Below are 17,597 nucleotides of genomic sequence, written 5' to 3'. Positions count from 1 at the left end.
GCGATTGCCCGAATGGCGGGGTGGGGCCGCGCGCGGCAAAAACCCAGCCCCGCAGCGTGCCTCCAGCCCGGCGCAACGCGCGCCCCTGTAAAGGTTCAGAATAAATCGGATGAAAAATAAATAAAAATCAAGCACACTCAGTTATAATTAGATATTTATCTGACATGTTTATTTATTCATGAGCGGCTGGGTGTAATTTATATTTTGAGGGCCACATGTATTCAACGGAATAATCCTTCCGTGGTAATGAAAGCCAACATCATGGCCGACCAGAAAAAACACAATCAATCCAACAACCAGATCGCTCCCAACAAGGGCAACCCGCCTGCGACCGAGCAGCAGAAGCAAGCCGCCGAGGCTGAGCGCAGCCACCAGGCGCCCGGATCGCGCGAGAAGCAGCCCGGCGCGCCCGGCGCCAGCAGCGACAACAAGTAAGACGGCACCCCTTCACGGCATGAAGCTCCGTGCCTGAAGGTGTCTGTAAACCGCTTCCGGCCCCACAGGGCTGGATGCGGTTTATCGCATTGGGCCGCTGCGCCCCACACCATCAGCATAAGGATAACGTGATCTGACGAACCGCATCTCCAAAAGGCTTGTCACTTTTAGCCGCCCGTTCAGCCTCGACAGTATCGAGCGGCAGTGGCCGGCGGGAAGTTACACGATCGAAACCGAGGAAGAATCCCTCGACAGCAACTCCTTTGTTGCCTTCCGGACGGTCTGCACCACCATGATCATGCATTCCCCTCCAGGGAGGACGGGCAAGCACCTGTTCATTGAGATTGATGCGGGCGAGCTGGATGCCGCGCTCCTGCGCGACCGGGAGGGCATCGACCGCCCCGAGAACGAGGGCATGTCCGCCTGATCCTGCTCAGGCCCTATCCCCGCCCCTTCTTCCAGTTACATTCGGCATGCGCCAGCTGCAGGTTCTCCGGCCGGTCCGATCCGCCGCGCGCCTTCGCCAGGATGTGATCAAAGCCCGGCCGCTGTTTCTTCCAGAGCGTGGCATGGGCCACCTCAAACCGGTGGCGCGGCATCGGCTGGCCACAAAGGGCGCACAGCCCGCCCTGCTTCTCCCACAGCGCCTTGAACTGCGCCGTCTCTGGCGGGGCAGCGCTCTGGCTCACAGCCCGGCAGGCACCGCCCAGCCGCGCCGCGCGCAGGCCGCCAGCACGGTGTTGCGCAGGAGGCAGGCAATCGTCATCGGCCCCACCCCGCCCGGCACCGGCGTGATGAACCCGGCGACCTCCGCGCAGCTGTCATAATGCGCGTCGCCCACCAGCCGGGTCTTGCCCTCGCCCTTCTCGGGCGCGGGCACACGGTTGATGCCCACATCAATGATCGCCGCGCCCGGCTTCACCCAGTCGCCGCGCACCATCTCCGGCCGGCCGACGGCGGGCACCAGAATGTCCGCGCCCCGGCACACTTCGGCGAGGTCTGCGGTCTTGCTGTGGGCGATGGTAACCGTGCAATTCTCCGCCAGGAACAGGAGCGCGGCAGGCTTGCCCACCAGGATCGAGCGGCCGATCACAACCACATTCTTCCCCGAAAGATCGTCCCCGAGCGCCCGCTTCGCCAGGATCACAGACCCTACCGGCGTGCACGGCCGAAGCCCCGGCTTGCCGAGGCTGAGCCGCCCGGCAGACACTTCCGTCAGTCCGTCCACATCCTTGTCCGGATCGATCTTCTCAATCGCCGCGTCCGCGTCGAGCCCCTTGGGCAGCGGCAGCTGCAAGAGGATGCCGTCCACTTCCGGGTCCGCGTTCAGGCGTTCGATCAGGGCTTCCACCTCGCCTTGCGTGGCTGTGGCCGGCAGGCGGTGGTGGAGGGACACCATGCCGGCGGCCTCGGTCATCTTCACCTTGTTGCGGACATAGACCTCGCTGGCCGGGTCTTCGCCGACCAGCACGACCGCCAGGCACGGCGTTCCGGGAAGGGTGGAAACGGCGGCGGCCACGGCAGACCGCACATCTGCTGCCACGCCCGTGCCATCAATCTTTACTGCTGCCATCGCTGCCACCTGCCAGTTCGCTGATCCGGGCCGCGAGCGCTTCTGGCCCTTCGATGTCGAGGCCTTTAAGGCGGTTCTTGCCGCCCGTCACCACCTTCACGGCAGACTTCGGCAGGCCGAGCGCTTTTGCCACAAGCGCTTCGACGGCCGCATTCGCCGCCCCTTCCGCCGGAAGGGCGCGCACGCGCAGCTTCAGGAAAGGCCGCCCGGCCTCGTCCGCCGCCCAGCCATCAAGGCCCTCAATCGAGGCCTTGGGCTGGACCCGCACGGTCAGGCGGTGGCGCATCCGGCCAGATCAGAACGGCACGAGGCCATAGGCATAGCGCGCGATCAGCTGGCGCACGAAGAAGATGATCAGCAGCACGATCAGCGGCGTCAGGTCCAGCCCCTGCATCGGCGGCAGCAGGTTGCGGATCGGGCGGTAGACCGGCTCGGTCATCCGCTCCAGCCCCGACCAGATCGACCGGACGGTGGGATTGCTGAGGCTGATGACGTTGAAGGTGATCAGCCAGGACAGGATCGCCTGGATGATGATGATCCAGGTGATGATGTTGAGGATCACCAGAATGACGTCGAGTATGGCGGCCATCGGACCCGTCTCCGTGAGAATGCACTGCTTCGCCCGAGACTTAGGGGGACCCGCCCCCCGAAGCAAGCGCAGGGATGCCGCGTCCCTATCCGCCGGGGGTTCCGCAGCAGCATCTATCTGGTAAGCAGTTCAGGATAACTGGGGGTTTCATGCAGCCATCTGATTTCATCCGCAAATGGGAAAAATCCGAACTGAAGGAAAGCGCCGCGGCGCAATCCCATTTCGTGGACCTCTGCCATCTTCTGGACGTGCCCACCCCAACCGATGCCGACGCGGTGGGCGACACCTATTGCTTTGAAAAGGGCGCCACCAAATCGACCGGCGGCAATGGCTTTGCCGATGTCTGGAAGAAGGGCTGTTTCGGCTGGGAGTATAAGGGCCCCAAGGCCAATCTGGACGCGGCCCATGCCCAGCTTCAGCGCTATGCCGTGGCGCTGGAAAACCCGCCCCTGCTGATCGTCTCCGACACCAAGCGGATCATCATCCGCACCAACTGGACCAATTCGGTCAGCGAGACGCACACCGTCGAGCTGAACGACCTGCTGGACGCGGGCAAGCGCGACCTCTTGCGCCACTGTTTCCTCAGCCCCGAGGCCCTGAAGCCGAAGAAGACGCGGGACGACCTGACGCGCGACGCGGCCGACCGGTTTACGGCCCTGGCCCACCGCCTGCGGGCGCGGGGGCATGGGCCCGAAGAGGTGGCGCATTTCGTCAACCGGCTCGTCTTCTGCATGTTTGCCGAGGATGTGGACCTTCTGCCCAACAAGCTGTTCCAGAAGGCGATGGAGCGCTCCCTGCGCGAGCCGGACCGGGCGCAGAAATACCTCTCAGACCTCTTCGCGGCGATGCAGACGGGCGGCGAGTTTGGCCTCGACGATATTCCCTGGTTCAATGGCGGCCTCTTCGATTCGGCCGATGCCCTGCCCCTGACGCGCGACGATGTGGAGGCCGCCGTGGCAGCGGCCAAGCTCAACTGGGCCGATATTGACCCCTCCATTCTCGGCACGCTGTTTGAGCGGGGGCTCGACCCCTCCAAACGCTCCCAGCTTGGCGCGCATTATACCGACCGGGACAAGATCCTGATGATCGTCCGCCCCGTGATCATCGATCCGCTGGAGGCCGAATGGGCGCAGGTGAAGGCAAGGATTGCCGAGGATATGGAAAAGTCCCGCGCGGCAAAATCCCCCGGCGCGCAGACGCAGGCCTATAACCGGGCCGTGAAGGCGCATAGCGACTTCATCGAAAAGCTCGCCAATTTCCGCGTGCTGGACCCGGCCTGCGGCTCGGGAAATTTCCTTTATCTCTCACTCAAGGCGTTGAAGGATATTGAGCACAAGGCCAATGTGGAGGCCGAGGCGCTGGGCCTGCCGCGCGGCTTTCCGCGCGTGGGGCCCGAAGCAGTCAAGGGCATCGAGATCAATCCGTATGCGGCCGAGCTGGCGCGGGTTTCTATCTGGATCGGCGAAATCCAGTGGATGCGCGCCAACGGCTTTGAAGCCAGCCGCGACCCGATCCTCAAGTCCCTGAACAATATTGAGTGCCGGGATGCTCTGATACATTTCGATGAGGCATCGTCAGACTGGGTCGAAGCAACATGGCCTGTCGCAGACGCAATTGTTGGCAACCCCCCATTTCTAGGCGGAAAAAGCATGAAGGGTGTTCTCGGCAACGAGATCACCGATACAATTCGCAAAGTTTACGGCGACCGCATTTCGGCATTTTCAGATTTGGTATGTTATTGGTTTGAGAAATCTCGAGCAATGGTTGCGAACGGTAGCACGATCCGCTGTGGACTCGTTGCAACCAAGGCAATTGCCAAGAATGTCAATTTACCTGTTCTTGTCCGGCTAAGCTCAAGCACTAAGATATTCAACGCATGGCAGAATGAGCCATGGACTGTAAACGGAGCGGCCGTTCGTGTATCGCTGGTTTGCTTTGGTGCAGAGCAATCCACGCTTTCTAATTCGCAGCTAAACGGCAACGCTGTCGCAAGAATAAATCCAAACCTAACTTCTGGTCTGAACACAACTCGCGTGGCCCGGTTAGCCGAGAACATCGGATCTGTATTCATCGGGGTACAACTAAGTGGTCCCCTCAGCGTAAAAAGAGCTACTGCAGAGGAATGGATGCGCTCACCAGTCAACCCCAATGGTCGACTGAACTCAGGGATACTGTCTGCTTATGTGTCTACGGACGATATAGTCGGACGCCCTACCGAGGAATTTCTGATTGACTACCCGGCGGGGCTTGGTGAAGCGGCTGCGAGCCTGTTCGAAAAGCCCTTTGAGTATTTACGACAAGCAGCTTACGACCCTTTTCGAAATGGCGAATTTGTTGATTTTCCCGCTTACCGGAAATCCACTCCCGGTCAGAATGCAGCGTGGTGGGAACCGCATCGTTCGCGTCCCGGTATGAGAAAATCTATATCCTCAGTAGGCGAATATCTAGCGACTGCAGAAACTACAGAACATCGTGTCTTCCGTTTCCTACCCTCCAGTACTGTTCCAGATAAAAGTCTCTATGCATTCCCCTATGCAGGAATGGTCGGGTTCGGCATTCTGCAAAGCTATTTCCATGAAACTTGGTGTACGTACTTCGGGAACCGAATAGGCGCGGGCAATCAGCGTCGATATAATGCCTCTTTTGTTTATCTAACCTTCCCCTTCCCCGAGGGCCTCACCCCCAATATTCCGGCGGCGGACTATGCCGGTGATCCGCGCGCGCAGGCGATTGCGGCGGCGGCCGAGCGGCTGAACACGCTGCGCGAAAACTGGCTGAACCCGGCAGACCTTGTGACGCGCGTGCCCGAAGTGGTGCCCGGATACCCTGACCGTATCCTGCCCGTGGACGAGCGGGCCGCCGACATCCTCAAGAAACGCACGCTGACCAACCTTTACAATGAGCGCCCCGCCTGGCTGGATCATGCCCATCGCGACCTCGACCGGGCGGTGGCCGCCGCCTATGGCTGGGGGGCGGATTTTGAGGCGGGCCTACTCACTGATGAGGAAATCCTCAAACGCCTGTTCGAACTGAACCAGGCCCGCGCCGCCGCGCAGGGGTGAGCCGATAGAAGGCCCCGGATAAGCGCTTTGCGCTTTCCGGGATGACACCGCATTCGGGATCAGACGTCTCCAGCGTTCGTCACACTCGATGCGCGTGAGCGCATCTGAGTGCCCATCTTCTTTGCGGCCGGCGCTTTCCCACAGCCGCTGCTTTTGGGGACAGAGCGGGAGATGGGCACTCAGATGGCCTTTGGCCATCGAGTGTGACGAAGGGTGAGGGTAGATGGCGGGGGGCACAATTCCCCCTGCCCCAAGGAAAGGGTTTGGCAACCGGCGGGGGGCGACATAGCGTATGTCAAAACAAGGCGGGGGAAAGATCCACGACATGGCAGATACCGAAACGCCGCTGCATCCGCTGACCGCCTTCCAGCGGGGCATGCTGATGCTGGCGACCATTGCCATGGGCGCGGGCATGAGCATCAATTTCGTGGTGGTCGCCCCGCTGACGCGCAAGGCGGGCCTCGGCGAGGTGGAGGTCGCCGCGATCCTCACCCTCTCCACCCTGCTCTATGCCGTGATGATCCCCCGCTGGGGCCGCATCGCAGACCGGGTCGGCCGCAAGCGGGTGATGGTGTTCTCCCTGATCGCCATGGGCGTCACCAACATGGCGTTCCTCTTCACGCTGGAGGCCGGCCTCGCCGGGGTGATCACCGGCACGTCCCTGATGCTGACGCTGATCTTCGTGCGCCTCTGGTTTGGCCTGCTCACCCCCGGCCTGCAGCCCGCCTCGATGGCGGCGATGACGGATGCCACCACCACGCATGACCGGGCCGCCGGGCTCGGCATGCTTGGCGCGGGCATGAGCATCGGCTCGATCCTCGGGCCCGCCGGCGCCGCCGCGCTCGCCCCCTTCGGCGCGCTCGCCCCGCTCTGGGGCACGATCGTCTTCTGTATCCTGATCGGCATCCTGCTCGGCGTCTCCCTGCCCCGCACCGTGAAGCGGCCCCGCAATGCCGTGCGCCCCAGGCCGCTGTCGATGTTCGATGCCCGCGTGCGCCCCCACCTCATGTTCCTCGTCTCCTATTTCATCGGTGTGGGGATGGTTCAGCAGACGCTCGGCTGGTTCATCGAGGACCGCTACGCCCTCGCCGGGGATGACCCCGCCGCCGTGGGCCAGACGGCGGTGCTCTATACCGGCATCGTGTTCTCCTGCATGGCGGTTTCCACCATTGCCGTTCAGTTCGGCTATATCTCGCGGCGGCGGCCGGATCCGCGCAAGGTGCTGTGGGTCGGCCTCGCCATGGTGGCGGTCGGCTATATCGCGGCAGACGTGTTCCACGCCTTCCCCATCCTCTGCGCCGCCTTCCTGCTGATCGGGGCAGGCTCGGCCCTCGCCATCCCGTCGGCCAATGCGCTGGGCAGTCTTTCGGTCGGCCGGGAGGAACAGGGGGCGGCGGCCGCGCTGATGTCGGCCGCGCCGCCAGCAGGGTTCATCTTCGGGCCGCTGATCGGCGCGGGGCTTTACCAGCTCAATCACGCCCTGCCGCTGATCGCATCCGCCCTGCTGGTCGGGTCGCTCGCCGTCTATGCCATGCTGGTCACGGCGCGCCGCCCGGTCTCGCAGGGCTAGCGCGCGAACGGCGCCGCGCAGGCACGGCTCCGCGGCGGAGAGCCGAAGACCGCCGGCGCAAGCTGCAGCGCGCCGCTATCCACTTCCACCCTGCCCGAGAGGCTGGCATCGCCCGGAATATGGTTGCCGCCATCGGGGATCAGCGTCAGCACGCCCGCTTCAAAGGTGTAGGTGCCCCAGTAATCCTTGTAGATCTCGAACGGGGTCCAGGTGAGGGAGAAGGTGCCGTCCGGATGGAAGATCAGTTCCCGGACGGGCTCGGCGCCCGCCTCCGCGCAGGTGTCCTCGGGCTGCGCCCACTTGCCCACCAGCGGCTGGGCCTCCGGCAGATAGACGAGAATGCGGCCGGTCAGGCTTGCTGCCCCCACCCTGCCCTCAACCTGCACCGCCGCGCCGGGGGCGGCGTCTGCGTTGATCTTCACGGTGCGCCCATCTGCCTCCAGCGTGGCGGGCCCGGCCAGGGCGACGCCCTCAAGGCAGGCGGCGGGCACAGGCTCGATCATGCCGGGCCGCGTCGTGAACCAGGGCTGAAGCACAAGGCTGGCGCCCGGCGGCAGGGCGGGTGGCTCCATCCAGAAGAGGTAGCCGCCAAAGCTTGAGGGCGGGGCGCAGCTGGCTGGCGCATCGATGGCAGCGGCGGCGGATTTCGCCGCGCCCTCCTCCGGCGGATTGGCGCAGGCGGCCAGAAACAGAGCGGCGAGACAGAGACCAGATTTCTTCATGGAACCCCTCCTGAAGCGCCAACGCGCGAGCCGGTATGAGGGTTCCTCTTCGGGTGATTTGGCCGGGGCTGTCTATGGGCCGGCCAGGGGTTTTGGAAAGACGGCCCCGGATCGCGGCCTTGCCGCGTCCGGGAAGCCAGGAACGGTTACATCGCGCTGATGCCGCCATCGACTTTCAGTTCCGCGCCGGTGACGAGCTTGGACTCGTCGGAGGCGAGATAAAGCACGGCATAGGCGATATCGTCGGGCTCCCCCACCTTGCCGAGCGGCACCTGCCGGGCGAGCTTCTCAAGCCCCTTCTCCTCACCGAACATCTCCTTGATGCCATCGAGGATCGGCGTGTTGATGAATACGGGGTGCACGGAGTTGCAGCGGATCTGGCCGCCGGTCTTGGCCAGGTGCAGCGCGATGGATTTGGAGATGTGGCGCACCGCCGCCTTGGCCGTGTTGTAGGAAACATAATTGGCGCTGGCGATGATGCCGGCAATGGAGGAGATGTTGACGATGGAGCCGAGCCCATGCGCGCGCATCAGCGGGATGGAGTATTTGCACCCCAGGAAGATGGAATCCACGTCCACCGCCTGCACCTTCTTGAAGCGCTCATAGGTTTCGTCCTCGACCGAGCCGAGCCCGCCGATGCCGGCATTGTTGACGAGCACATTCAGGCCGCCCATCGCGTCATGGGCTTTCTGGGCGATGTCTTTCCACTGCTCCTCGCTGGTCACGTCATGCTGGAAGGCGAAGGCCGTGCCCGCCCCATGGGCTTCGTTGATCGAGGCGGCGACCTTCTCGGCGCCCGCGCCATTGATGTCGGTCACCGTGACCTTGGCGCCTTCGCGGGCGAACATGCGCGCGGTGGCTTCGCCGAGGCCCTGGGCCCCGCCGGTGATGAGTGCCATTTTACCTGAAACGCGGCCCATTGAATTTCCTCCTGATTTTTGCTGGCTCCAGCCCTAGCAGCCCCATTCCCCGCTCGCCAAGCCCGGCCTTTGCCGGATCGGTGAAATTTCAAACGATCCGTTCAGCGGGGGCTTACCTTACCCGTGCTATGCGGGCGGAATGCCACGGCGCCTCATTTCCCTGCTGCTGACCGCCCTAGCGATCGCCTTTGCGTTCGGCGCGATGACCGCCGTGCGCTGGCCCTCCATCGTGATGGTGATGGGCTGGATCGTCACCGATGATGTGGCCGGCGGCCTCAAAGCGGTGGACTGGCGCAAGCTCGGCATTGCCCATGGCGGGGCCTATCTCTTGGCCGCTGTCTGCTATTATGCCGCTGCCGCAACGATTGCTGCGCGCAAGCCCGGCGCCGTGCTCTGGTACATCATGGGCATGGCCGCCTCGATCCCGACGATCTTCCTCGTACATTTCGATCCCGAATGGTGGCTGAACCCGAGCGCGGGCGAAGGCGCGATGGCAGGGCTCGCCGCTGCCGCCGCGCTGCTGCTGATCGCGGTGTGGGAACTGCGCTACCGCTCGCCCGAGGAACTCGCCGAGGAGCGCGAGATGCTGGAAGCGGCGCCTCCGCCCGCCGTCTATCAGGCCGCAGCCGTTGCCGCCGCGCCCCCGCGCAAACGCCCGCCGGTATTCGTCGCCGATGTCGTGGTACAGCGCCAGCGCGCGATGTTCATCGCCCAGGCCCGCCGCAAGAAACAGCGCCGCGCCGAAGCCATCGCCCGCCGCCGCGGCCAACTGGACCTCGACGAGGAAGACGAAGGCTAGGCGCGCGGGGCCCCCGCAGGCCCGTTGCAGTCCCGCCCGCTTCGCCCTACCCTTCCCGGCAACGACATGCCCGTGGGGAGGCAAGACATGCTGACAATTCGCCGTATCGCGGGCCTGGCGCTCGCTGCTGTTTCCGGCTGGCTGCTCTGGCAGGGGCTGGAGGGGGTATTGCTGATGACCTCGCGCGGCAGTCCGCTGGCCCAGGCGATTGATCTTCTCAATGGCTGGCGCTTCCTGGCGGCGGGCATCGCCGTCCTCGGCGGCCTGCTGGCGGCGGCGAATGTGCGCTTCGGCGCGGTGGTGGCGCTGATCGGTACTCTTCTGTTCACAGGCCTGGCGGCCGCCTTCGTGCTGGCCGGAGCGGACATCAGCATCTGGCTCGACGAAGTTCTTGGCGCGGCCGCAATGATCGTGCTGACGGGCATTCTGCTGTTTATCCGCAGAAGCTAGGTCCAGTATCCGGCCTTTGCAGATTGATTTCGGGGCAAGAATGCCTAGGTTGGCGCCAGATTCGCACCAGCCTTCTCAAAGGAAAATATTCCCATGGCAGACACCTATGACGTCGTCATCATCGGCGGCGGCCCCGGCGGCTACAATTGCGCCATCCGCGCCGGCCAGCTTGGCCTCAAGGTTGCCTGTATCGAGATGCGCGGCACCCTCGGCGGCACCTGCCTGAATGTCGGCTGCATTCCGTCCAAGGCGCTGCTGCACGCCTCTCACCTCTTCAGCGCCGCCCAGAACGAGTTTGCCAGCCTCGGCATCAAGACCGGCAAGGTCGAACTCGATCTGGCGCAGATGATGGGCCAGAAGGACGAAGCGGTGGAAGGCCTGACCAAGGGCGTTGAATTCCTGCTGAAGAAAAACAAGGCCGAATACATCAAGGGCAAGGGCAAGATCCTCGGCAAGGGCAAGGTGGAAGTGGCCCTGGCAGAGGGCGGCACCCGCGTGCTGGAAACGAAGAACATCGTCATCGCCACCGGCTCAGAGCCGGCCACCCTGCCCGGCATCGACATCGACGAAGAACGCATTGTCTCCAATACCGGCGCGCTCAGCCTCAAGGCTGTGCCGAAGAAACTCGTGCTGATCGGGGCGGGTGTGATTGGCCTCGAGATGGGCTCTGTCTGGGCCCGGCTTGGCTCGGAAGTCACGGTGGTGGAATATCTTGACCGCATCCTGCCGCCGGCCGACGCCGAAGTCGCCAAGGAAGCCGAGCGCACCTTCAAGAAGCAGGGCCTCTCCTTCAAGCTCGGCACCAAGGTGACCGGGATCGAGAAGACCAAGACCAAGCTGAAAGTCGCCGTTGAACCTGCAAAAGGCGGCGCGGCCGAAACGCTGGACGCCGACGTGGTGATCGTCGCGATCGGCCGCAAGCCGTATACGGAAGGCCTCGGCCTTGAAAACATTGGCGGCAAGACCGACAAGCGCGGCGTGATCGAAGTGACCGATCACTTCAAGGTGGCCGATGGCGTCTGGGCGGTGGGCGACTGTATCCCCGGCCCGATGCTGGCCCACAAGGCCGAGGATGACGGCACAGCGGTGGCCGAGCTGATCGCGGGCAAGGCTGGCCATGTGAACTATGACCTCGTGCCGAGCGTGGTCTATACCAGCCCCGAGATCGCCTGGGTCGGCAAGAATGAGGAAGAACTCAAAGCCGCCGGCATCGACTACAAGAAGGGCAAGTTCCCCTTCATGGCAAACTCCCGTGCCCGGACAAACCATGAGACCGTGGGTTTCGTGAAGATCCTCGCGGAAAAAGACACAGACCGGATCCTTGGCGCGCACATGATCGGCGTCGGCGTGGGCGAGATGATTGCCGAGGTCGTCGTGGCTATGGAATTTGGCGCAGCGTCTGAAGACATTGCCCGCACCAGCCATGCCCACCCGACGCTTTCCGAAGCCGTCCGCCAGGCGGCGATGGGCGTCGAAGGCTGGACGATGCAGATGTGAGGGAGCCGGTAGCGGCTCCGGCCCTACCGCTCAGCCCCCTTCCCGCCTCCGCTGCGGGTGCGCTGAAACGGACACAGTGCAGCCCGGACTGAGTTTTACCGCGCGTCACTGCTGGACGGGGGCGCTTTGCCCTCCTAATTTGGCGCGATGTATACTCACTTCGGAGCCGGATGGATGATCAGGCCGCTGGAAACAGCGGACATCCCCGAATGCCGTGACATCTTCACGGACTGCCTGACGGACATGCCCTGGCGCGAGCGCCACCGGGGGCAACACCTTGCCTTGCGCCGGGCGCTGGAAACCCAGCCCGCCTGGGTGGCCGAGGAGCCCAATGCCGGCATCATCGGCTTTCTGACACTGCAGGTGCCGACAGATTATGTCGACCATCTGTTCGTGGACCGCGACTGGCGCTTCTGCGGCGTGGCCCGCGGCCTGCTGGAAGTGGCGCGGATCGAGGCGACCGGCGCGCTGAGCCTGGACGTCGATTCTGAAAACCTGACGGCCCGCCGCGCCTATGAGGCGCTTGGCTGGCAGGTTGTGGCCAGCACCGGCGGGGCAGGACGGGCGCGCCAGATGCGCCTGGTCGGCCCCTGAGGGGATGACACCCGCCACCCCGGATACGGTCTATGCCGCGCCTGCCGAATGGGTGGCGCGGGGCGCAGGCGCGCAGGGCAACCTGTTCCTCACCGGCCGCGCGGGCACCGGCAAGACCACGCTGCTGCGCAAATTCCTCGCCGAAGCCGGCGACAAGGCCGTTGTGCTCGCGCCCACGGGCGTCGCCGCGATGAATGCCGGCGGGCAGACGATCCATTCCTTCTTCAAGCTGCCCCCGCGCCTCGTGGAGCCGCAGGATGTGCGCCGCCTGCCGAATGCGCGCGTTGTGCGGGCGGTGGAGACCGTGGTGATCGACGAAATCTCCATGGTGCGCGCCGACATGCTGGACGCCATCGACCGCAGCCTGAAGCTCAATCGCGGCTCCAAACGCCCGTTTGGCGGGGCACGGATGATCCTGTCAGGCGACCTGCACCAGCTGCCGCCGGTGGTTTCTGCCGATGAGGGGCCGATCCTGGCAGAGCGGTTTGGCGGCTCCTACTTCTTCAACGCCCCGGCCTTCCGGGAGGCGGAGTTTTCGCTTCTGGCGCTGAAACATGTGTTCCGCCAGGCCGAGCCGCGCTTCCTCGCCCTGCTCGGCGCGCTGCGCACGGGGCGCGTGACGCCGGCCGATGAGGCGGTGCTGCAGCGGCTCGTCTCCGGGCGGTCGGCGGCGGATGCGTCCGATACGCATGTTGTGCTCACCCCCAACAATGCCAATGCCTTCCGCATCAATCAGAGCCGGCTGGCGAGCCTCAAGGGCGAACGCAAGGTGTTTGCCGCGACCGTTCAGGGCCAGTTTGACGAGAAGAGTTATCCCACCGAACTCGACCTGGAGCTGCGCGTGGGCGCGCGGGTGATGATGATCCGCAACGATCCCGAAGGGCGCTGGGTGAACGGCACACTCGCCCATGTCGCAGGGTTTGGCTCTCGCTCGGTGATCGTCGAGATCGACGGGCGGGCCTATGAGATCGACCCCGTGGCGTGGGAGAAATACCGCTACGATTTCGAGATGGACACCAAGAAGGTGAAGCGCGAAGTGGTCGGCACCTTTAAGCAGATGCCGCTGCGTCTTGCCTATGCCGTGACCATCCACAAGGCGCAGGGCCTGACCCTGGACAAGGTGTTCATCGACTTTGATTCCGGAATGTTCGCCCACGGACAGGCCTATGTGGCCTTCTCCCGCGCGCGCACGCTGGAGGGGCTGGAAATCTCCCGCCCCTTGCGCCCGCGCGACCTTGTACTGGACCGGGACGCCTTTGCCTTCGGAGATCTGGAAAAGATCGACGAGACGCCCGCCTACCTTCTGGCAAAGTTCCGCAAGGATGAGGGCGCGCTGCTGTAGCGCCCGCCCATCTCAGGCGAGGCGGCGGATTTCTTCAGACAGCTGGCGCTCCTGATCGGTCACGATCTTTTCCAGAACGCGGACGCGGTCTTTCAGCTTCTCGACATCGGCGCGCATCGCGGCGAGTTCGGATTGGCTGGCCATATCGGCCGGGGCGTGCGCCCGGGCCTTGATCCAGGTGTTCAGGATACCGGCGCCGACACTGATCGCGACGATGGCAACAACCATGCTAAACGGGTCCATAAGGCGCCTCCTATCTGCGCGGATTGGGTAGGTATAACGTGGGACGAATGTCCCGGCCAGCCTTGGCCAGGGGGTCACCCCAGACCATCGATATCCCGGCGCAGGCGCCAGTCACGGTCGGTAATGATCTGCTCCAGCGTGCGGACGCGGGCGTTCAGCCGCTCGATGTCCGCCTCGCGCGGGTCCGGGCGTGTCTGCGCGGCGCGCCGGGCGCCGGACCGGAATGCCAACCAGAAAACCAGCGCGCCGATGAAGAAGTAAAATGCAGCAGCCATAACCACTCCCTCCTTATTGATATTCAATATGTGGGGGGGGATGACCCGCCGTTCAAGAAAAATTGATCGCAGTGGGCCAGATTTTTTTGATCAGGAATTTTGCCGCCGTCCTAGCGGCCGGTGGAGCCGAAGCCGCCTGCCCCGCGCGCGGTCTCACCGAGCTGCTCCACCTGCGCCCAGGCAAGGCGCGTAACCGGCGCCAGCACCAGCTGGGCGATGCGCTCGCCGCGCTGGATGGTGAAGGGCTCTGCGCCCAGATTGATCAGGATGACCTTGATCTCGCCGCGATAGTCAGAGTCGATCGTGCCGGGGGTGTTGAGGCAGGTGAGGCCATGCTTGACCGCAAGGCCCGAGCGCGGGCGGACCTGGATTTCGTAACCCTCGGGAATGGCGACGGAGAGCCCTGTCGGCACCATGGCGCGCTGGCCGGGTGCGAGCAGCATCGGCTCGCGGTCCGGCACGGCGGCGCGGACATCCATGCCGGCAGAACCCGCCGTCTCGTAAGCAGGAAGATCAAGCCCGGCAAAATGGGGCAGCGGCAGCACTTGAACGGTCACATCGGTCATGGGCCGAGGCGTGGGGAGACTCTGGCGCGGAGTCAAGCGGGCGCGGCTTTTGACGCCGGCGCCGTTATGGCATATATTGCCAACAGCCAAAGGAGGCGCGCATGGCCACTCGAAATGTTGTCCTCACTGATGCCCAGTCTGAAATGATTGATCGTCTGATCTCCTCTGGCCGGTATCAGAATGCCTCCGAAGCACTCCGGGCAGGCCTGCGTTTGCTTGAACGCGAGGAAAGCGAGAATGAGGCGCTGCGCGCCCGCCTGACCCTCAGCCTGGAGGAAGCCCGGCGGGGCGAACTTGCCGAGGGCAGCGGCGAGGCGGCCATTCGCCGGGCCTTTGCCAGCGCGCGCAAGCAGCGTTGATGGACCGGCCGTGGCGCCTGACGCGGCGGGCCGAAAAGGCATTGATAGAGATTGCCCACTGGACCCATGAGACCTTCGGGCCAAGGCAGGCAGCAGCCTATGAGGAAGACCTTATTGCCAGCTGCCGGGACATCGCCTCAGGCAGGGCGCACACTCAGGATTGCCGCCGCCTGATTGATCCCGGCTTGCCAGAAGATCTGCGCTTTGCCCGGTGCGGCCAGCATTTCATCGTGTTCATTCAAGACGATGCGCAGGTGATCATCCTTGATTTCCTGCACACCCGCACCGACCTGCCGCGCCGTCTGTCTGAGCTGGGAGAGAAAGACTAAGACGCGTTACTCCGCCGCCATAGCAAGGCCGTCCGTATCGCCAGCAATGGCTTCGGCAATCTTTGCGGCGAGGCGCGTGCTGACAGCGTCCTTCGGCAGACGCGGCCATCGGTCGATGCCGTCTCGTGTGATCAGGGTGATCTCGTTTTCGAGGCCGCCCATGACATCGCCGGAGACGTCATTGGCGACGATCCAGTCGCAGCCCTTGCGGGCGAGCTTGTCCTGCGCATGGCGCTCAAGGTCATGGGTCTCAGCGGCAAAGCCTATGACGAGCGTGGGGCGCTTTTTCTTCTTGTGGCTGATCGTGCGCAGGATGTCCGGGTTTTCGGCAAGCTCGATGGTGGGGGCCTTGCCCTCCCCTTTCAGCTTCAGCTTCTTGTCAGCCGCCTTCACCGGGCGCCAGTCTGCGACGGCGGCGACGGAGACAAAAATATCAGCCGGCAGAGCATCTTCGCAGGCTTTCAGCATTTCCCGCGCGGTTTCAACCTTCACCAGGGTGACGCCTTCAGGCGCGGGCAGCGAGACCGGGCCGGAGACAAGCGTGACGCGGGCGCCTTCTGCGGCCAGCGCGGCGGCGATGCCATAGCCCTGCTTGCCGGAGGAATGGTTGGAGATATAGCGCACCGGGTCGAGCGGCTCCCGCGTCGGCCCGGCGGTAACAAGGGCATGACGGCCCGCGAGGCGTTTTGACCGGGGACGGAGCATCGCTTCGATTTCGGCAACAATGCGTGCCACATCCGGCAGGCGGCCAGGGCCAAACTCGCCGCAGGCCATGGGGCCGACATCAGGTTCCATCACCGTGACCCCGTCCGCGCGCAGCTGGGCGATGTTACGCTGGGTGGCGGCGTGCTGCCACATGCGGACATTCATGGCCGGAACCATCAGCACCGGCTTGTCCGTGGCGAGCAGCGCGGTGGAGGCAAGATCATTGGCGTGGCCATGGACCGCCTTGGCCATCAGATCGGCCGTCGCGGGGCAGACAACGACAAGATCGGCCGAGCGGGAAAGCTCGATATGCCCCATCTCGGTTTCATCCGTGAGGCTGAAAAGCTCTGTATAGACCTTTTCGCCGGAGAGAGCGGCAACGGAGAGCGGCGTGACAAACTCAGTCCCCGCCTTGGTGAGGATAACGCGCGCGCCAATGCCGCGCCGGCCAAGCTCGCGGATAAGCTCAAGGCTTTTATAGGCGGCAATGCCGCCGCCGATGACGAGGAGGATGCGTTTGGCGCTCATTTATCCGCTATATCGGGTCTGACCTGCGCTATTCCTAGCGCAAAAACCTTGCCGGGCCGCCATCAAATCCGCGCAGAAGCACGCTTTGCCTCAACCTTCCGGCAAGGTTTGGCGGCTCAATCGCCTACGCGGATGATGCGGGCCTGGCTGGAGCTAGAGAAGCCCGCGCGGTCTGAGACCTTGATCACGGCGCTCTGCTGCGATGAGGCCCCATCCGGGCGGCGGATGACAACCGTGGTGGCCATCGGCTCGCCGGGGCGGGCGATGTGGATCACTTCGCGGGCGGGCCCTGCCTCGGCGCAGGGGCCGGTGATGATGATGACACCACCTTCGGTCATGCCTGACACGTCCAGCTGGACGGCCTTGCTGCAATCGCCGCCGGCGAGAGGTTGGGCCAGCGCCGGGGCGGCCAGCGCGCCCAGCGCGGCAGTGAGGATGGCGAGCTTCATCGATTCGGCTCCCTTCTGGTGGCGGAGCGGGAAAGGTAACCGAAATCTTAACAGCGCGAAGCCCTTACGCCTGAGGCGGGAACATCAGGAGAGCGGGCGCGCCAGAGCCGCGAGAAATTCGCCTTACTTCAAGCCTGCCTGGGTTTCATCTGGGCGAGGAAGGCCAGCCCCTCGGCCGATTGCCCCTCCCCGGTCGCCTTCCTGGGCAGGTTTTCGCAGAACTCCACGAAAGGAAGTTTCGATTCGATACCGAACTGTTCTTCGAGAACCACCGCTTCGGGCGCGTCGAGACTGCCAATCGTGACGTATTGCGAGGATGTTGGCCGGTCATAGGTAAAACCGAGCGGCGTGCCGCAGTCCGGGCAGAAGGCACGGGCCGCGAGATTGGAACTCCAGTAGACCGGTGGCGGCGCGCCCATCCAGCGGAACTGATCTTTCGGAGCGCCTACAAGGGCCGCGAAAAGACCGCCGGTGGCGCGCTGGCACATGCGGCAATGGCAGACATGCCCTCCCGTGAGCACATCCATCTCGTAACGGTGTTTCCCGCACTGACAGCCGCCGGTGTAAGCCATGACCAATCCTCGTCAGGC

At 63.9% G+C, this 17,597-nt stretch carries 23 protein-coding genes; 11 read left to right on the top strand and 12 right to left on the bottom strand.

Annotation, left to right across the window (positions count from 1 at the left end; all coding sequences use genetic code 11):
* The first annotated feature begins 246 nt into the window (after window positions 1–246).
* Together C0456_RS14615 and C0456_RS14610 are read left to right on the top strand one after the other, a co-directional pair.
* A complete protein-coding gene (locus C0456_RS14615) occupies window positions 247–435 on the top strand; it encodes a hypothetical protein (RefSeq protein WP_291053608.1) in 189 nt (62 codons plus the stop codon).
* Between the two features lie 292 nt (window positions 436–727).
* Entirely contained in the window at window positions 728–862 is a 135-nt protein-coding gene (locus C0456_RS14610) for a hypothetical protein (RefSeq protein ID WP_291053606.1), read from the top strand.
* A gap of 13 nt (window positions 863–875) precedes the next feature.
* Here the strand turns inward: C0456_RS14610 and C0456_RS14605 are convergent, their stop codons facing one another.
* The 4 genes from C0456_RS14605 to C0456_RS14590 are packed head-to-tail and all read right to left on the bottom strand — an operon-like array spanning window position 876 to window position 2,597.
* Entirely contained in the window at window positions 876–1,124 is a 249-nt protein-coding gene (locus C0456_RS14605; RefSeq protein ID WP_291053604.1) for an HNH endonuclease signature motif containing protein, read from the bottom strand.
* A complete protein-coding gene (folD, locus tag C0456_RS14600) occupies window positions 1,121–2,008 on the bottom strand; it encodes a bifunctional methylenetetrahydrofolate dehydrogenase/methenyltetrahydrofolate cyclohydrolase FolD (RefSeq protein WP_291053601.1) in 888 nt (295 codons plus the stop codon). The genes C0456_RS14605 and folD overlap by 4 nt, the downstream gene beginning before the upstream one ends.
* On the bottom strand, window positions 1,989–2,294 hold the full coding sequence (locus C0456_RS14595) for a DUF167 family protein (RefSeq protein WP_291053599.1): 306 nt from the start codon (window positions 2,292–2,294) through the stop codon (window positions 1,989–1,991). Before C0456_RS14595 ends, folD begins: the two co-directional genes overlap by 20 nt.
* A gap of 9 nt (window positions 2,295–2,303) precedes the next feature.
* Window positions 2,304–2,597 (bottom strand): YggT family protein, encoded by a 294-nt coding sequence (locus tag C0456_RS14590; RefSeq protein ID WP_291053596.1) that lies wholly within the window; start codon window positions 2,595–2,597, stop codon window positions 2,304–2,306.
* A 149-nt stretch (window positions 2,598–2,746) separates the two neighbouring features.
* Between C0456_RS14590 and C0456_RS14585 the strand changes: the two genes are divergently transcribed.
* Together C0456_RS14585 and C0456_RS14580 are read left to right on the top strand one after the other, a co-directional pair.
* Window positions 2,747–5,659, top strand: coding sequence for a DNA methyltransferase (locus tag C0456_RS14585; protein ID WP_291053593.1), 2,913 nt, complete (start codon window positions 2,747–2,749; stop codon window positions 5,657–5,659).
* Window positions 5,660–5,984: 325 nt separating this feature from the next.
* Window positions 5,985–7,229, top strand: a complete 1,245-nt coding sequence (locus C0456_RS14580; RefSeq protein WP_291053590.1) for an MFS transporter — start codon at window positions 5,985–5,987, stop codon at window positions 7,227–7,229.
* Here the strand turns inward: C0456_RS14580 and C0456_RS14575 are convergent.
* Both C0456_RS14575 and C0456_RS14570 read right to left on the bottom strand, forming a co-directional pair.
* Window positions 7,226–7,951, bottom strand: coding sequence for a hypothetical protein (locus tag C0456_RS14575; RefSeq protein ID WP_291053588.1), 726 nt, complete (start codon window positions 7,949–7,951; stop codon window positions 7,226–7,228). The genes C0456_RS14580 and C0456_RS14575 overlap by 4 nt on opposite strands.
* Before the next feature lie 146 nt (window positions 7,952–8,097).
* On the bottom strand, window positions 8,098–8,871 hold the full coding sequence (locus C0456_RS14570) for an SDR family oxidoreductase (RefSeq protein ID WP_291053585.1): 774 nt from the start codon (window positions 8,869–8,871) through the stop codon (window positions 8,098–8,100).
* Between the two features lie 139 nt (window positions 8,872–9,010).
* Between C0456_RS14570 and C0456_RS14565 the strand changes: the two genes are divergently transcribed.
* The 5 genes from C0456_RS14565 to C0456_RS14545 all read left to right on the top strand — a co-directional run bounded on the left by C0456_RS14565 (window position 9,011) and on the right by C0456_RS14545 (window position 13,553).
* Complete coding sequence (locus tag C0456_RS14565; RefSeq protein WP_291053582.1) at window positions 9,011–9,670, top strand: hypothetical protein; 660 nt, start codon at window positions 9,011–9,013, stop codon at window positions 9,668–9,670.
* An 87-nt stretch (window positions 9,671–9,757) separates the two neighbouring features.
* The gene (locus tag C0456_RS14560; RefSeq protein WP_291053581.1) at window positions 9,758–10,120 is read left to right on the top strand and encodes a hypothetical protein; all 363 of its coding nucleotides are present in this window, start codon (window positions 9,758–9,760) and stop codon (window positions 10,118–10,120) included.
* A 93-nt stretch (window positions 10,121–10,213) separates the two neighbouring features.
* Complete coding sequence (gene lpdA, locus C0456_RS14555; RefSeq protein ID WP_291053579.1) at window positions 10,214–11,617, top strand: dihydrolipoyl dehydrogenase; 1,404 nt, start codon at window positions 10,214–10,216, stop codon at window positions 11,615–11,617.
* A gap of 174 nt (window positions 11,618–11,791) precedes the next feature.
* Window positions 11,792–12,211: a GNAT family N-acetyltransferase gene (locus C0456_RS14550; protein WP_291053576.1), complete on the top strand. Its 420-nt coding sequence runs from the start codon at window positions 11,792–11,794 to the stop codon at window positions 12,209–12,211.
* Between the two features lie 4 nt (window positions 12,212–12,215).
* A complete protein-coding gene (locus C0456_RS14545) occupies window positions 12,216–13,553 on the top strand; it encodes an AAA family ATPase (protein ID WP_291053573.1) in 1,338 nt (445 codons plus the stop codon).
* Between the two features lie 12 nt (window positions 13,554–13,565).
* On the opposite strand, the gene C0456_RS14540 is transcribed toward C0456_RS14545, so the two are convergent.
* From C0456_RS14540 to dut, 3 genes are all read right to left on the bottom strand, one after another.
* The gene (locus tag C0456_RS14540) at window positions 13,566–13,796 is read right to left on the bottom strand and encodes a hypothetical protein (protein WP_291053571.1); all 231 of its coding nucleotides are present in this window, start codon (window positions 13,794–13,796) and stop codon (window positions 13,566–13,568) included.
* Between the two features lie 74 nt (window positions 13,797–13,870).
* The gene (locus C0456_RS14535) at window positions 13,871–14,071 is read right to left on the bottom strand and encodes a hypothetical protein (RefSeq protein ID WP_291053568.1); all 201 of its coding nucleotides are present in this window, start codon (window positions 14,069–14,071) and stop codon (window positions 13,871–13,873) included.
* 110 nt (window positions 14,072–14,181) lie between these two features.
* A complete protein-coding gene (gene dut, locus C0456_RS14530) occupies window positions 14,182–14,637 on the bottom strand; it encodes a dUTP diphosphatase (RefSeq protein WP_291053566.1) in 456 nt (151 codons plus the stop codon).
* A gap of 101 nt (window positions 14,638–14,738) precedes the next feature.
* On the opposite strand from dut, the gene C0456_RS14525 reads away from it, so the two are divergent.
* Both C0456_RS14525 and C0456_RS14520 read left to right on the top strand, forming a co-directional pair.
* Window positions 14,739–14,996: a type II toxin-antitoxin system ParD family antitoxin gene (locus C0456_RS14525; RefSeq protein WP_291053563.1), complete on the top strand. Its 258-nt coding sequence runs from the start codon at window positions 14,739–14,741 to the stop codon at window positions 14,994–14,996.
* The gene (locus C0456_RS14520; protein WP_291053560.1) at window positions 14,996–15,325 is read left to right on the top strand and encodes a type II toxin-antitoxin system RelE/ParE family toxin; all 330 of its coding nucleotides are present in this window, start codon (window positions 14,996–14,998) and stop codon (window positions 15,323–15,325) included. The genes C0456_RS14525 and C0456_RS14520 overlap by 1 nt, the downstream gene beginning before the upstream one ends.
* Before the next feature lie 6 nt (window positions 15,326–15,331).
* Here the strand turns inward: C0456_RS14520 and coaBC are convergent, their stop codons facing one another.
* From coaBC to C0456_RS14505, 3 genes are all read right to left on the bottom strand, one after another.
* On the bottom strand, window positions 15,332–16,558 hold the full coding sequence (coaBC, locus tag C0456_RS14515) for a bifunctional phosphopantothenoylcysteine decarboxylase/phosphopantothenate--cysteine ligase CoaBC (protein ID WP_291053557.1): 1,227 nt from the start codon (window positions 16,556–16,558) through the stop codon (window positions 15,332–15,334).
* Between the two features lie 116 nt (window positions 16,559–16,674).
* Window positions 16,675–17,007: a hypothetical protein gene (locus C0456_RS14510; RefSeq protein WP_291053554.1), complete on the bottom strand. Its 333-nt coding sequence runs from the start codon at window positions 17,005–17,007 to the stop codon at window positions 16,675–16,677.
* Window positions 17,008–17,135: 128 nt separating this feature from the next.
* Window positions 17,136–17,579 (bottom strand): GFA family protein, encoded by a 444-nt coding sequence (locus C0456_RS14505; protein ID WP_291053551.1) that lies wholly within the window; start codon window positions 17,577–17,579, stop codon window positions 17,136–17,138.
* Window positions 17,580–17,597 lie beyond the last annotated feature (18 nt).

Origin of the sequence: Hyphomonas sp. (genome assembly GCF_013823385.1) — a bacterium.
In the GTDB taxonomy this organism is placed as follows: Bacteria; Pseudomonadota; Alphaproteobacteria; order Caulobacterales; family Hyphomonadaceae; genus Hyphomonas.
The sequence above is the reverse complement of the archived record's forward strand: the minus strand, read 5'-3'. Positions and strand labels throughout refer to the sequence as shown.

Coding starts and splice junctions, on each gene's coding strand:
- folD (WP_291053601.1), bottom strand. CDS start 2,008: ATGGCAGCAGTAAAGATTGATGGCACGGGCGTGGCAGCAGATGTGCGG.
- C0456_RS14550 (WP_291053576.1), top strand. CDS start 11,792: ATGATCAGGCCGCTGGAAACAGCGGACATCCCCGAATGCCGTGACATC.
- C0456_RS14535 (WP_291053568.1), bottom strand. CDS start 14,071: ATGGCTGCTGCATTTTACTTCTTCATCGGCGCGCTGGTTTTCTGGTTG.
- C0456_RS14595 (WP_291053599.1), bottom strand. CDS start 2,294: ATGCGCCACCGCCTGACCGTGCGGGTCCAGCCCAAGGCCTCGATTGAG.
- C0456_RS14525 (WP_291053563.1), top strand. CDS start 14,739: ATGGCCACTCGAAATGTTGTCCTCACTGATGCCCAGTCTGAAATGATT.
- C0456_RS14505 (WP_291053551.1), bottom strand. CDS start 17,579: ATGGCTTACACCGGCGGCTGTCAGTGCGGGAAACACCGTTACGAGATG.
- C0456_RS14585 (WP_291053593.1), top strand. CDS start 2,747: ATGCAGCCATCTGATTTCATCCGCAAATGGGAAAAATCCGAACTGAAG.
- C0456_RS14565 (WP_291053582.1), top strand. CDS start 9,011: ATGCCACGGCGCCTCATTTCCCTGCTGCTGACCGCCCTAGCGATCGCC.
- C0456_RS14570 (WP_291053585.1), bottom strand. CDS start 8,871: ATGGGCCGCGTTTCAGGTAAAATGGCACTCATCACCGGCGGGGCCCAG.
- C0456_RS14560 (WP_291053581.1), top strand. CDS start 9,758: ATGCTGACAATTCGCCGTATCGCGGGCCTGGCGCTCGCTGCTGTTTCC.
- C0456_RS14520 (WP_291053560.1), top strand. CDS start 14,996: ATGGACCGGCCGTGGCGCCTGACGCGGCGGGCCGAAAAGGCATTGATA.
- C0456_RS14540 (WP_291053571.1), bottom strand. CDS start 13,796: ATGGACCCGTTTAGCATGGTTGTTGCCATCGTCGCGATCAGTGTCGGC.
- C0456_RS14610 (WP_291053606.1), top strand. CDS start 728: ATGATCATGCATTCCCCTCCAGGGAGGACGGGCAAGCACCTGTTCATT.
- C0456_RS14580 (WP_291053590.1), top strand. CDS start 5,985: ATGGCAGATACCGAAACGCCGCTGCATCCGCTGACCGCCTTCCAGCGG.
- C0456_RS14615 (WP_291053608.1), top strand. CDS start 247: ATGAAAGCCAACATCATGGCCGACCAGAAAAAACACAATCAATCCAAC.
- C0456_RS14575 (WP_291053588.1), bottom strand. CDS start 7,951: ATGAAGAAATCTGGTCTCTGTCTCGCCGCTCTGTTTCTGGCCGCCTGC.
- C0456_RS14510 (WP_291053554.1), bottom strand. CDS start 17,007: ATGAAGCTCGCCATCCTCACTGCCGCGCTGGGCGCGCTGGCCGCCCCG.
- dut (WP_291053566.1), bottom strand. CDS start 14,637: ATGACCGATGTGACCGTTCAAGTGCTGCCGCTGCCCCATTTTGCCGGG.
- coaBC (WP_291053557.1), bottom strand. CDS start 16,558: ATGAGCGCCAAACGCATCCTCCTCGTCATCGGCGGCGGCATTGCCGCC.
- lpdA (WP_291053579.1), top strand. CDS start 10,214: ATGGCAGACACCTATGACGTCGTCATCATCGGCGGCGGCCCCGGCGGC.
- C0456_RS14590 (WP_291053596.1), bottom strand. CDS start 2,597: ATGGCCGCCATACTCGACGTCATTCTGGTGATCCTCAACATCATCACC.
- C0456_RS14545 (WP_291053573.1), top strand. CDS start 12,216: ATGACACCCGCCACCCCGGATACGGTCTATGCCGCGCCTGCCGAATGG.